General features: G+C 45.7%; 10 protein-coding genes. 3 read left to right on the forward strand and 7 right to left on the reverse strand.

All coding sequences use genetic code 11. From position 1 onward, the window contains the following. Positions 1-551: 551 nt before the first annotated feature. The 7 genes from IEW88_RS18450 to IEW88_RS18480 form a co-directional block, all read right to left on the reverse strand. Positions 552-1310, reverse strand: a complete 759-nt coding sequence (locus IEW88_RS18450; protein WP_229670622.1) for a M48 family metallopeptidase — start codon at positions 1308-1310, stop codon at positions 552-554. 5 nt (positions 1311-1315) lie between these two features. Then, complete coding sequence (locus IEW88_RS18455) at positions 1316-4597, reverse strand: type I restriction endonuclease subunit R (protein ID WP_147905546.1); 3282 nt, start codon at positions 4595-4597, stop codon at positions 1316-1318. Continuing rightward, positions 4597-5271, reverse strand: coding sequence for an NYN domain-containing protein (locus tag IEW88_RS18460; RefSeq protein ID WP_147905545.1), 675 nt, complete (start codon positions 5269-5271; stop codon positions 4597-4599). The genes IEW88_RS18455 and IEW88_RS18460 overlap by 1 nt, the downstream gene beginning before the upstream one ends. 155 nt (positions 5272-5426) lie before the next feature. Then, positions 5427-6272: a GIY-YIG nuclease family protein gene (locus IEW88_RS18465; RefSeq protein WP_147905544.1), complete on the reverse strand. Its 846-nt coding sequence runs from the start codon at positions 6270-6272 to the stop codon at positions 5427-5429. Further along, a complete protein-coding gene (locus IEW88_RS18470) occupies positions 6269-7420 on the reverse strand; it encodes a restriction endonuclease subunit S (RefSeq protein WP_147905543.1) in 1152 nt (383 codons plus the stop codon). Before IEW88_RS18470 ends, IEW88_RS18465 begins: the two co-directional genes overlap by 4 nt. Continuing rightward, positions 7410-8933: a type I restriction-modification system subunit M gene (locus IEW88_RS18475; RefSeq protein WP_185148667.1), complete on the reverse strand. Its 1524-nt coding sequence runs from the start codon at positions 8931-8933 to the stop codon at positions 7410-7412. Before IEW88_RS18475 ends, IEW88_RS18470 begins: the two co-directional genes overlap by 11 nt. A gap of 48 nt (positions 8934-8981) precedes the next feature. Beyond that, positions 8982-9545, reverse strand: a complete 564-nt coding sequence (locus IEW88_RS18480; RefSeq protein WP_147905541.1) for a recombinase family protein — start codon at positions 9543-9545, stop codon at positions 8982-8984. 366 nt (positions 9546-9911) lie between these two features. On the opposite strand from IEW88_RS18480, the gene IEW88_RS18485 reads away from it, so the two are divergent. The 3 genes from IEW88_RS18485 to umuC all read left to right on the forward strand — a co-directional run bounded on the left by IEW88_RS18485 (position 9912) and on the right by umuC (position 12433). Next, positions 9912-10277, forward strand: a complete 366-nt coding sequence (locus tag IEW88_RS18485) for a hypothetical protein (protein ID WP_147905540.1) — start codon at positions 9912-9914, stop codon at positions 10275-10277. A 433-nt stretch (positions 10278-10710) separates the two neighbouring features. After that, entirely contained in the window at positions 10711-11151 is a 441-nt protein-coding gene (umuD, locus tag IEW88_RS18490; RefSeq protein ID WP_147905539.1) for a translesion error-prone DNA polymerase V autoproteolytic subunit, read from the forward strand. A gap of 4 nt (positions 11152-11155) precedes the next feature. After that, entirely contained in the window at positions 11156-12433 is a 1278-nt protein-coding gene (gene umuC / locus IEW88_RS18495; protein ID WP_147905538.1) for a translesion error-prone DNA polymerase V subunit UmuC, read from the forward strand. Positions 12434-13044: the final 611 nt, after the last annotated feature.

Raw genomic sequence — 13044 nt, forward strand, 5'->3', positions numbered from 1 at the left:
AATAAAATGTTGCCACTGCGCGGCGCTGCGATGAATTCTTGCCATGATCGTTCTCCTGTAAATTCAGGAGTTCAGATTATCGCGCGGGAATTAGGGCTGGAAGACGGCGTAGAATGAACGGTTACGCTTTCAGTGAGTTACAGACATTGGTTTTTGGAACAAATTAATCGTTTTTTCGTCTGCTTTTCGCTCATTCCTGACGATCGATTAACTGGATGATTGCTGAAACTTGTGGTTTCGTGAAAGTGCAACGGGTGGTAAGCATCCAGTGATCGAGGCGGTAAATTCGGGTGACGTTTTGCATTCGAGAATAAAATGTAATTGGTGATGTCCTGCAGAAGTTTTACAATAGAGAATCACAGCTAGCAGCGCTTCGGGAAATCAGCGGCAACATTGAATCGATAAACTGCGTATTCTGGTGGTCAGGCGCTTGCTCAGTTTGTGGAGCCAAGCGTTGCCGCCATTTGTAAAATGACATGGTGCTCAGTTCTGATGTGTGCCATAAGTCGATTAATTGCTGCCATTGTGCAGCGTTGCGGTAATCTCGACTTTTATAAAAACACCTTCTGCGCCATACCATCTAACTTAGCTTTCGTCTTTTCCCACCTCGGCATGACCTGGCTTAGCAGCCGGTAAAACCGCTCGCTGTGATTGTGCTCAGCAATATGACACAGCTCATGCAAAATCACGTAGTCGATACATTCTCTGGGAGCTTTAACCAATAACGGGTTTAACGTGATCCGTCCATTGGGTGAGCAACTGCCCCACTGAGTTTGCATGGTCAGGAACCGAAGCTCTGGTTTTTGTTCTAACCAGATCGCCTGCGTCATAATCGCCTCTAAACGCGATTTAAAGACGTCTTTGGCTTTTTCCTTGTACCAGCCTTCGAGGAGCGACTTGATGCGATCTACGTTACGCTCACGCACGCTAACCTCAATCTTACCGCGGTAGAGTTTGACGCCTTGCACCGAGGAAGGGTCAATTATCACTTTTAACAGATATTGGCGCCCTAGGTAGTAATGGCTTTCACCACTAACGTACTCTCGCGGTTTAACATGCTCAAGTTGGGCACGGAATGTTCGGAGTTGTTCGTAAATCCAGCGGCCACGTTTTTTGGCTGCCTTAATTAGCTCTGCATCAGGGACATCCGGCGTAGCACTCACCTGAACCCGGCAATCTGGGTGCACTTTTATAAGGGCTTTGCCGGCCTTTTGCCGGTTAACCCGCTCAAAGGTAATATTCTCGTCACCGTAGAAGAAATTCAGTATGACGCCCTCGGGCTTGGGTGCCCTTTCAATGGCCACATTCACGCTAATCAGACCTCAGATAAACCAACACGGACAATTTGGACAATCGCCTCGACCATGGTTTTGGCTTGATTGGAGCCGGCACCAATGGCTTTGCATTCGTTAAACATTAAAGGCAGTAGTTTTTTGCGAATTTCCGCTTCAATATTCTGTGGATTTATCGAATGCTCTGCAACGGCACTGTCTACGATGCTGTCGATATGAAACGCTTGTTTCACCCATTTATCCTGGACTTGCTGATCCTGCAGGGCAAAGCCTTCTGGTAGATGTTTTTTGAAGACACCAAAGTAGGCCTGAGCATGTTTATTGCCATGAAAGGCATCAGGGATATCATCCAAATGCCGGTTTTTCACCTTCTCTTCAAAGTCTTTGAAAAGCGCGTATTGCTTGTTTGGGTGTTCAAACAGGCTTTCTGCTTCTTCGATGGCTTTGAGTAAGAGCTTAGAGAAGGCTTCCTGTGCATACGGATCATCCCTTAACTCTTGCTCAATCATCTTGGTTACGCGAGTGCGGATGAGGTCGGTTTCGTTGCGGGTTTTATCCTCGCTCCAATCCTCCGGCTTCTTATCCTTGCCAAGCTCATCGACAATAATGGCACCTTCCGGATCACGTACTGTTACCCCGGCAACGTGTTTGTCTAAAAGTTTTTTCACTTCTGCGGCATATTCGTCATAACGGACAGTTTCACCACAGTCCATCTGTACGGTTTGCCGCAGGCTGGTTAGCTGTTTCAGGGTTTCTTTGTAGGTGCGCCGGTCCTTGTCGGTAAACGCCGTGTCCTCGAAGAAGCTTAAACTCTGCATCGCGACTTTCAGACAGCGAGCAAAGTTAGTCAGGCGCTCATAGAAGTCCTCCCGGCGTTTTAAGTGGGTATCGACCATCTGGCCATCAACCATCTCCATGTGCGGTACCAGGACGCTGCGAAGCGCTTCAATGTCAGATTTGTTCTTCACACTGTCAAAGGTTGACCACAGTTCTTTGTATAGGTGTGGCAGGCGCTTATATTCGCTGCCCATTTGCTGGTAAAGCCCTTTGATATCGTCAATGTCATAGCCGCCCTGGGTGCGGGCCGCTAAATCCTGATAATCCTGAATGGTGGTATCGAGCTCACGTAAAATTCCGCGGTAATCAATCAGCAAGCCGAACTGCTTATCCGGATGAAGCCGGTTAACCCGGGCAATGGCTTGAATGAGGTTGTGTCCTTTTAACGGCTTATCGATATAAAGCACCGTGTTCTTGGGTTCATCAAATCCCGTTAACAGCTTATCGACCACGATAAGTATTTTAAGCGAAGGATCTTTATCAAACCGTTCTACCAGTTGTTTGGTATAGGTGACTTCATCACCGGATGGTACGTTCTCTTCCCACCACTTAATAACCTCGGGCTTTCCTTCTTCACCCACTTCGGTATTGCCTTCACGCGTATCCGGCGCACTCATTACCACTTCGGCACCGGTAAAGCCGGCTTCAAGCAGGTATTTTTTGTACTTAATGGCAGAGGCCTTGCTGTCACAGCAAAGCTGGCCTTTTAGGCCGTCCTGAATGTAGTTTTCAAAGTGCTGGGCAATATCAAAGGCAATAAGCCGAATGCGGTCATCCGCACCGTAAATCTGGCCTTTTTTACCAAACTTCTTTTTCAGATCGGTCTTTTGTTCTTCACTTAACTCTTTGGTGATTTTATCAAACCAGGCATCAATCGCTTTTTCGTTGACGTTAAGCTCCGGAATGCGTTCTTCATACAGCAGAGGGGTAACTGTTTGGTCTTCAACCGCACGCTGCATGGTGTAGGCATGGATTATGGGGCCGAATTTATTCGTGGTCTTATCGTCTTTAAGGAGCGGCGTACCCGTAAATGCGATGTAGGACGCGTAGGGTAAAGCCTTTTCCATCAGCACACTGTTGGTACCGCCTTGGCTACGGTGGCCTTCGTCAATCAGGATAATGATGTCTCGGCTTGGGTTATAGCAGTCATCCTGCTTCATGGCTGAATTAAACTTCTGTACCAAGGTGAAGATGATGCGCTCATTCCCTTTGCCAATCTGCTCTGCGAGCCTCGCACCGGAGGTGGCCATTGCCGCTTCTTTGTCTTTTTTACTCGCTAACTCACCACCGGATGCAAAGGTTTTGGAAAGCTGCGTTTCTAAATCCACCCTGTCAGTGACCACGATAATGCGGCACTGCTTTAATCCTTCATGGAGGATAAGGGCTTTGGACAGGAAAACCATGGTAAAGCTCTTGCCTGAACCTGTGGTGTGCCAAATCACCCCACCTTCACGACCACCATTAGGTTTGATTTTGGCGATTCGGGTAAGCAGGCGTTTGATCCCAAATACCTGTTGGTACCGGGCGACAATTTTTCCGACCTTTTTATCAAAGATGGTAAAAAACCGTACCATATCCATCAGGCGATCTTTGGAAAGCAGACTGATGATTAACTTATCTTGTTTGGAGACAGTAAGCTCGCCACCGGCAATGAGGTTTTGATACCAGGTTAAATCCTGTTTTGGCCGATGATTGAATAAATTGGTGAGGGCTGCACCGGTAATGGCTTTATTTTTAATATGCGCCATTTCGCCATCGCTGATATCTTCTTCCCGCCACGCGGCCCAGAACTTCTCAGGCGTCTCAATCGTGCCATAGCGTCCATCCGTGCCATTAATGGATAATAAGAGCTGTGCATAAGCAAACAGGTGTGGAATTTCGCCCGGGCGCTGGTTGCGGATGCTTTGTGAAATACCTTCTTGCACCGTAGGGCCTTTCAGAGCATTTCCATCAGGTCGTTTGGCCTCAATCACCACCAGCGGCAAGCCATTTACAAAGCACACAATGTCCGGCCGGCGCGTATCAAACCCATTCGCCCGGGTGACCGAAAACTCTTCGGTAAAATGGAATTGGTTTGCTTCAAGATGGTGCCAGTCAATGATGGAAATGGTGGGACTCAGTTTTTTGCCGGCGACAAATTCCGTTATAGAAATCCCATACAGCAAGTGATTGTAAAGCCGCTCGTTCGCTGCTTTTAAACCTTCATTCAGTGCAGGGCTTGTCAGCTCACTAATTAGGTTATCAATCGATTTTTGAGAGAGCGGGTAATCGTTGCCGGCATAATGAAAGGTCCGGCTTGCCAGCACCTCGCGCAGTACTTTAACGAAGACTACCTGATCCACTTTGCCATCACGGTAAGACAGAGCAACATCTGGTGGTAGGAAATCCCACCCAAGATTAGTTAATAAGGTCAGAGCCGGTAGCTTGGCACTGTATTCTTCCTGAAACTTTAGGTTCACTTTATCCATTACCAGTACCCCGGCTTCAAAATTGGTTTCTTTTTCGTAGGAATTTTTGCTGGTAAATGGTGATTTGAGAGCTCATCATCGGTAATTGATGTGCGTGTCCAATCCGCAAATTGACTCAGCTGAGTATTTCCTGGACGACCTGAAACAGATTTTCTTATGGGGAGTATCACCCCAATTTTTACGTGCTCATTAAAATCCTGTCGGATCAAACGAAGCGATGTCGCAATATCGGTATCATTTGAGACAAATACAAATTGCTCTGCATGGTTTCTTGCGGCATCTCTGTAGGCTTCCAGTGCCAAGTTTACATCGGTTTGCTTTTCTTCCAGCTTCCAGACGGCGACACGGTTCGATTTATCTGGCGGGTTTTGAAATGCCAAGAGGTTCGCTTTTTCAGCAGAATAGTACCCTTTCACGATTTTAATTATGCCTGGGTATAAAAATTCAAGTGCACGGTGATAATTGGCTTGAGCGTGTTGTGCGTCTTGGCCATGGGTTGCCAACTTCGCTCGGATGTCTGCCGTAAAGAACTTCACCTCGGTCAACACGGAGTCAGGGTTTTGTGCATGGATAATCTTCGTAAACAGACGAACGATATCGAGCCATTTATCAGCGGAATGCTTTAAGCTGCCGTAAAAGAGGTTGTACCCATCAATGTAAACAATTGTTCTCAAAGATTTTCCTTATCCCTTAAATGAAAAAACCGCCATTAAGGCGGTTTTTCCGCCCCAAACATAAGCCAACTTAATGACCATGTAAGGGGTGAGTCGTAACGTTATTATTGATTGCTATGCAGGCATAGTCAATCAATTTTATTTTCGCCACTGTGTTATCGGTTCGTCCAGTCATGCAGCGTGACTCCTGACACAGTTTTCCAGTCTAACCAGCCATTCGATGAACCCAGCAACATAAAGCCAGAAGCGCCACTTGGGGTTTTAAACAGGTAGTCGCGCTCAAATACGACGTTATCGCCCTGACGGGATAGTATACCTTTCTCAAGCAAAGCATCACGCTTCTCTACAATGCGATGATCCGTTTTACGCTTGGCTTCAAAAGGTGCTGATGAACCTTTAAGTACAACCATACCTTCATTGGTGTAATAAGCCATTGCATCGACACCAGCACGATTACAGATAAAGAGCTGCTCGGTAGCGGTTTCAGTGGGCTTAACTAAGGCTTCAAATATCGGGTAGCCCAGTGTTGCTAGAAGCAAACTTGCAATATCATGGATTTCGTCGCAGTCCGCTTTAAGTGGTATCGGCGTGTGGGGCTTTTGGCCGCCATTGCCATTTACCACTTCATAGCGCTGGCAGTTTTTGGCTTTCTCTATGGAGAGTGATTCAAGATATAGCACATGGGTCTGTGTCAGGTTATTGGTAAGCGACACCAGTACTAAAGCCCGCTCCCAATCCTTTTTCTCATCTTTGTGATGCTGCATTAGGCGGGTGCCGACTTCACCAGATTGCCCGATATAAAGCTCGTCTTTCCCCTCGCCAGAGACTAAAAAATACAGGCCAACCTGCTTAGCTTCAGGCATTTGCACAAAGTCTGCGATATCGCTGCGCGGCACCTCTATCAACCGAATGATAGAGGTGGTTTGCTCCGCGATACGAATACCTGACGGGTCGCCGCTAGGCAGAAATATCTGAATGGTGCGCGGCCGCTTAATACTCATGCCGCCACCTCATCAACCTTCACCCGACGCTTACCCGTCAACAGCTGTTGCATCAGTGCTTTCTTTTCCTGCTTTAAAGCTTCGAGCTTGTTTTGCAGTGCTTCGATTTCTTGGTCTGCCGCGGTTAGAACGGAAGCGATTTTTTGCTGTTCTTCCTTTTTCGGTAATCTAGCCTTAATAGACTTTAGAGCATTAAGTGAAAGCACTTTTTGAGATGTTCCAACACTATATCCGGCAAAAGCTGATGAGCTTCGATTCAGGTAATTTAGAAAGAAAGTAGAATCACCATCCGGAAAGTGCAAGACCGGATAGTAGGTGCTAATGATGCCTGTAAATGAAAATTCATTTCTATTAAAAAAGAATTGCCCATCATCACTTCTGGAACGAAAGGTGATATAGCCCGGTGGTATGATGTTAAAACCGATGTTGTCACGTTGACTAATTCGACTGTCAGTGAAGTATTCAGATTGTTTAACTAGCCCTCCACGAGAAGACGTCAGCACTTCATACTGTTCGTTAATTACTGAGTTTTCTGAGTATTCACGGATCCAGTCACCAAGTTCATATATTTGCCACTCCCCCCTAAACCTCTCTCCCTTCTCATCAAGCAGGCGTTTTTTGCCTGTGAGCAGTTGTTGCATAAGCGCCTTTTTCTGCTGCTTGCTGTTGGCTATGAGTTGTTCTGTGGTGCTAATGGCCTTATCCCAAGTGGACAGGATGGCGGTAATTTTGAATTGTTCAGCGAGTGGGGGGAAAGAAATTTTTAAAGCATATATAGGCTTTTGAGAAATCAATGGTTGTCCACCTTTATTTCTCAGCCTTGACAGATCATAATACTTTAAACTTAGAGACAGATATTCAGTGTTGATAGACACATCAATCTTTTTAGTAAACAACGCATTATCAGTAATCCAACAAGGTTCGTCTATATATCTTGTAATGCCGCAGTACTCACCCACTCGGCCAATCAAAACTATAGGTTTATCTGAGTTATTTTGTGATGAATAACCCATAACATTATTGCCACCATAAACTGGAAATGGTTGTAACTCAGTTTTGTTAATTTGAAGGTCAGAAGGTTTGGTGTCGCCGCTACTTAGCTGGATAACATCACCAATTTTCTTTACATCCCAACCACTAGGCACCATAACCCAACTCCTTCAAATACTGCTCCATCTGACCTTCCAGCTCGCTTAGTTGCGCCTTTAGGGTTTGCCGCTCTGCACGCACTGCCATTAAGTCAATTTCGTCTTCTTCTTCAAAGGTATCGACATAGCGCGGGATATTGAGGTTAAAGTCGTTTTCCTGAATTTCCTCTAAGGACGCGAGGTAGGCGTATTTATCGACATTCTGCCGGGCCTTATAAGTTGCCAGGATCTTTTCGATATTCTCGTCAGTGAGTACGTTCTGGTTTTTACCGGCTTTACACTCGCGGCTGGCATCGATAAACAGCACGTTATTGTCAGATTTTTGCTTTTTGAAAATTAAAATAGCAGCCGGAATACCTGTGCCGAAGAACAGTTTTTCAGGCAGGCCAATGACGGCATCCAGCAGGTTTTCTTCGATAAGCTTTTGACGAATGGCGCCCTCACTGGAACCCCGGAATAACACGCCATGCGGCACTATCACACCAACCCGACCGGTTTTGGGTTTAAGGGTTTCAATCATATGCAGGATAAACGCATAATCGCCCTTGGTTTTAGGGGGTATACCGCGCTTAAAACGGCCAAACTTATCATGTTCCGCATCGTCATGGCCCCATTTGTCCAAAGAGAATGGCGGGTTAGCCGTAACGATATCAAACAGCATTAAATCGCCGTTTTTATCCAAAAGCTTGGGGTTGCGAATGGTGTCACCCCATTCGATTTTGTGGTTATCCTCACCATGCAGAAACATATTCATTTTGGCCAGTGACCAGGTTGAACCAATCGCCTCCTGACCAAACAGCGCATAGTGTTTGCTGACATGATTTTTAACCACTTTACGACCACACTTCATCAGCAGCGAACCTGAACCACAGGCAGGGTCGCAGATGCTATCACCCGGCTGCGGCTCTAAAAGTGCTGAAAGCAGGTCCGAGACCTCTGGCGGGGTGTAAAACTCGCCAGCCTTCTGGCCGCCACTGGCCGCGAAGTTTTTAATCATGTATTCGTAGGCGTTACCAATGATATCCAGAGAGCCAACCCGACTTGGCCGAAGGTTAAGCTCTGGCTTGGCAAAGTCTTCCAGTAGATGACGCAGAATGTCATTTTTCTGCTTTTCTTCACCCAATTTATCGGTGTTAAAACTGATGTCCTGGAACACACTCTTACCAGCATCTTTCAGCTTGGTGCCATTGGCTTCTTCCAGCTCATGCAAGGCTTTATCAATGCGCTCACCATTACCAGGCTCATAGCGACGTTCGTACAGGTTGTAAAAGCTTGAGCCTTTAGGAAGCACGAAGCGCTCATTCTTGAGCATTTCTTCAATTAACTCAGGTTCATCACCATACTGCTTTTTGTATTCGTCATAGTGGTCTTGCCATACATCTGAGATGTACTTCAAGAACAGCATCGTCAGAATAAAGTCTTTATAAGTATCTGCGCTAATGGTGCCGCGGAACGTGTCACAGGCCGACCATAAGGCCTTGTTAATGGCGTCTTGAGAAATTGGGGTATTCACATTTGTCTCCATACAAAAATAAACTCACTGCCAGTGCAGGGAGGAAAGTTATATTTTAAAACCGTTTCGGTTTAACGCCGCATTTAAGGTAGTACGGCTGACTTTAAAGTGTTTTGACACCTCGGCTTTAGTTATCATCGGATCAGATAACATGGCCGCGGCCTTTTTTATATCACTATCTGAAAGGGCCGGTTTTCTACCGCCTTTTTTGCCGCGGGCTCTGGCCGCAGCAAGGCCAGCTTTGGTTCTTTCGACGATCAGAGAATGCTCAAACTCGGCTAAGGCGCCAAAAATATGAAAAATCAGCTTGCCCGTTGAGTTGGTGGTATCAATTGATTCAGTCAAAGATTTGAAACCTATTCCACGTTTCTGGAGCTCATCAATAATCTCAACCAGATCTTTTAAAGAACGGGCTAAGCGGTCGAGTTTCCAGACGACTAACACATCACCTGAGCGCAGTGTACGCATACATTGCAACAATTCTGGTCGTTCTCGATGTTTGCCGGTGATGTGCTCATGGAATATTTGCTCGCAACCTGATGCATTTAAAGCATCCAGCTGTAGCGCAGTATTCTGGTCCTGAGTGCTCACCCTCGCGTAGCCAATAATCATAAGAAAAGGTACCTAATCTGTTCATAGATTGTTGTACGGGTTTATTGACATTTAAGCAAGCCTTTGTGAGTGAGTTCTTGTGCTTTTCGGCAATGTCCAACAAACGAGGGTTTGTTTAGGCTTAGATAGCATTCAGATCGCTATAAGTTAGCAATAGCAGCTTAAAAAGGTACGCAACACCAGATTAGGCAGTGTGACCTGAATGAATTAGAATTCCATTCCACTCAAGCGCATTTACTGTATGTAACAAAATAGGCAAATTTTTCTGTGGTACGTTAGTATATATTTACGCTGATTTTTTTGAAAAGATGCTGTTCTAGTTAGGCCACGTTATTTCGCAAATGCCATTACGCAGAGGGTCTCCTCATGAGTTACTCAGTTAAAATTATCGACAATAACCTTATACCTTTACCTGACGATCTGTGTGCTGAGCTGAGTTTTTCCGTTGGAGACATTTTGCTTTGTGAGCTTGATAAAGACCGTTCAGAGATGAGGATGGTGAAGTATACAAATCAAACATTAACTGATGAACAAATCTCAGCTGCAGGGAATTTAACACGGGTGATAAAAATAGGTTCATCTATAAAAAATGAACAGGAGCATCAAGCTGCGCTAGAAGCTATTGAGCAACTTCTTGAATCTGAGCCAGGAACACGTCAAGGTGCGGAGTTTGAGCGCCTTGCAAGGATGATAGAGGAGTATGAAGATATCCACTATCCGCTCAAAGAGTAACTGAGCGTAGAAAAGATGCCTCTCAGTACGTTTCGGGATTTGTAATTGTGTTACGTGTTGTGCTTGATCCAGTAAAGGCCACCAACCAATGTAACCACTGATATTAGTATGATAAGTGCACCGATAATTTTAATACTCATGTGTTTTCTCCCCCGCCCTTTATTTTTTCTAGATAGAAATCGTACCAGCCAAGACCTTTTTCTGCAAAAAAATGCTTTCAAGAAAGTGCTGAAGTATTTACCCAATTGATTAGTTTAGAAATAACTGAATAATACAAATGAGTGAGGGCTGTCAGCGTTAGCCTTTGTCTTCTGGCAGGAAGAGGCAAAGTGAATGTTGTCAGCCCTCGCTTTTTTAAAGCGCAAAAGCCTTATTGACATTCCGTAGAAAACAGCGATCATATGACTGTATATAAACACAGTTAATTGGTGCTATGACACTTCAGTTTATTGGGTTCGCAGAACCTACAACCCACTACAGTATTCCGTTGTACCAGAGCAAAATCCCTGCTGGCTTCCCTTCGCCTGCGCAGGACTACGTAGAGCAAACGCTGGACTTGAACGAGCTTTGCATTAAGCGACCAGCTGCGACTTACTTTGTTCGGGTGGAGGGAGATTCCATGATTGAGGCAGGGATCCATCCTGACGATATCCTGGTCGTAGACCGCTCTGTGACACCGCAGCACGGCGATATTGTGATTGCTCAGGTCAATGGTGAATTTACAGTGAAAGAATTGGCTTTAGTGCCAGAAGTGCAACTCATCCCACGCAACAAAGCTTATCCACCCATCACATTTACTGATGATACAGAGCTTGCCCTCTTCGGAGTGGTTACCAATGTGGTCAGACAAATGACCCGCTCAAAACGAGCTTAGTCGTATGAGTCGTGTCTTTGCTTTGGTAGACTGCAATAACTTCTATGCGTCATGCGAGAAACTTTTCCGTCCTGATTTAGCAGACCGGCCTGTAGTTGTGCTGTCGAACAACGACGGTTGTGTGGTGGCTCGCTCAAAAGAGGCGAAAGCACTGGGTATCAAGATGGGTGTTCCGGTTTTTCAAATCAAAGAGCTTTTAGAGAAAAACAACGTAGTTGCCTTTTCATCTAACTATGCACTCTATGCCGATATGTCCGCTCGGGTGATGCGTACTTTAGAAGAAATGGCTCCGGCTGTTGAGGTGTATAGCATTGACGAGGCTTTTCTGGATTTATCAGGGGTAGCAACTGCAATCAACCTGACAGACTTTGGTCATCAAATTCGCCAGCGTATTCAGCAATGGATTGGTATTGCGGTTTGTGTCGGAATAGCTCCGACAAAGACTTTGGCAAAGCTGGCTAACCATGGTGCGAAGTCGTGGTCTAAAACGGGTGGGGTGGTAGATTTAACGAGTAAGGAGCGGCAACGTAAGTTGATGGCCTTATTGCCTGTCAACGAAGTGTGGGGGATAGGTGGACGACTGACCAAGCGCTTGGAAGAGGCGGGGATTCATTCGGTGCTGGATTTAGCCGATGCACCTACTAAGCTGATACGCCAGCAATTTTCAGTCGTGGTTGAACGCACTGTTATGGAGCTCAACGGCGAATCCTGCATTGAGCTTGAAGATATACCACCTACGAAGAAAGAAATAGTCAGCTCAAGAGCTTTTGGCGAACGAGTCACTGAGCTGGCTGTAATGCACGAGGCTGTATCCGAGTATGTGCACCGAGCCTGTAAAAAGCTAAGACAAGAGCGATGCCAGGCGAAACGTATCAGTGTCTTTTTAAGAACGAGCCCTTTTAGTGATCATCAGCTAGACCCTTACTACTCAAACAGCCGAAGCGCAGAACTAAGCTACCCATCCGATGATACCCGAGATTTTCTGCATGTTGCCAATAAGCTACTGAATGCTATTTGGAAAGATGGTTTTCGGTATGCCAAGGCTGGAGTTATGCTTTCAGACTTTTACGCTCATGGTGTTTGCCAGCAGGACTTGTTTGCCACCAGCGATACGGTGCGGGGTAACTCTGCATTGATGGGACTGATAGACCAAATCAACCAGCAAATGCCAAATTCTCTGTACTTCGCTAGCAAAAGCGCCAAGCAGTCCTGGGGGATGAAACGAGAGCTCCTATCGCCGGCTTTTACAACCAATTGGAATGGACTGCCAAAGGCTAGGTAAGAGACAACGATTTTTTGGGGCGTAAAACGCGGTTAAAAATAAAAATAGCTTGTGAATAATGGGGATTAATCGCTTCGCTCCCAGCAGCCTTCTCAGGCAGAAACCGGTATATGCAGACCGAATTAGGTTGTATCCAGATCCGTATAAAGTAGTAATAGCTTGGATAGGCTGGCTTAGAACCGAATAAGGTAGTATTTAACTTTGCCAAAGCCGTGTGCGCTATCTAGAGGTGTTAGTTTGCCCTATGGATTTCGGAAATATTGAAATTTTGTGCGACTTGACTGTTGTCAGCAGGGCGAAATCTGAGGTTAGGCTGTTTTCAGATCCGTAAAAGGTAGTATTAATGGCCGTGTGGACCCAGTAAAACCATATAAGGTAGTAATACGGCTGATACCTAGCAGAAAAAACCGTATAAGGTAGTATTGCCAGCGTTCTTTACACGAAAGTCATCGTTGTTGGTGAACGTTTGCTCTATTTTTGTAGATATTGAGGTTATTGGCGAGGCGCAAGTGCTGGCTTTGCAGGTATTCAGATCCGTAAAAGGTAGTATTCCTTCGAATAAGGAGCCGAAAAAAACCATATAAGGTAGTAATAAACCGGCGCTTTTAGGC

The organism is Rheinheimera tangshanensis, from assembly GCF_014645135.1.
Lineage (GTDB): Bacteria > Pseudomonadota > Gammaproteobacteria > Enterobacterales > Alteromonadaceae > Pararheinheimera > Pararheinheimera tangshanensis.

Excerpts from the sequence above, each read along its gene's own strand:
- IEW88_RS18455 (WP_147905546.1), bottom strand. The coding sequence starts at position 4,597 with ATGGATAAAGTGAACCTAAAGTTTCAGGAAGAATACAGTGCCAAGCTA.
- IEW88_RS18465 (WP_147905544.1), bottom strand. The coding sequence starts at position 6,272 with ATGAGTATTAAGCGGCCGCGCACCATTCAGATATTTCTGCCTAGCGGC.
- IEW88_RS18470 (WP_147905543.1), bottom strand. The coding sequence starts at position 7,420 with ATGGTGCCTAGTGGTTGGGATGTAAAGAAAATTGGTGATGTTATCCAG.
- IEW88_RS18480 (WP_147905541.1), bottom strand. The coding sequence starts at position 9,545 with ATGATTATTGGCTACGCGAGGGTGAGCACTCAGGACCAGAATACTGCG.
- IEW88_RS18485 (WP_147905540.1), top strand. The coding sequence starts at position 9,912 with ATGAGTTACTCAGTTAAAATTATCGACAATAACCTTATACCTTTACCT.
- umuD (WP_147905539.1), top strand. The coding sequence starts at position 10,711 with ATGACACTTCAGTTTATTGGGTTCGCAGAACCTACAACCCACTACAGT.
- umuC (WP_147905538.1), top strand. The coding sequence starts at position 11,156 with ATGAGTCGTGTCTTTGCTTTGGTAGACTGCAATAACTTCTATGCGTCA.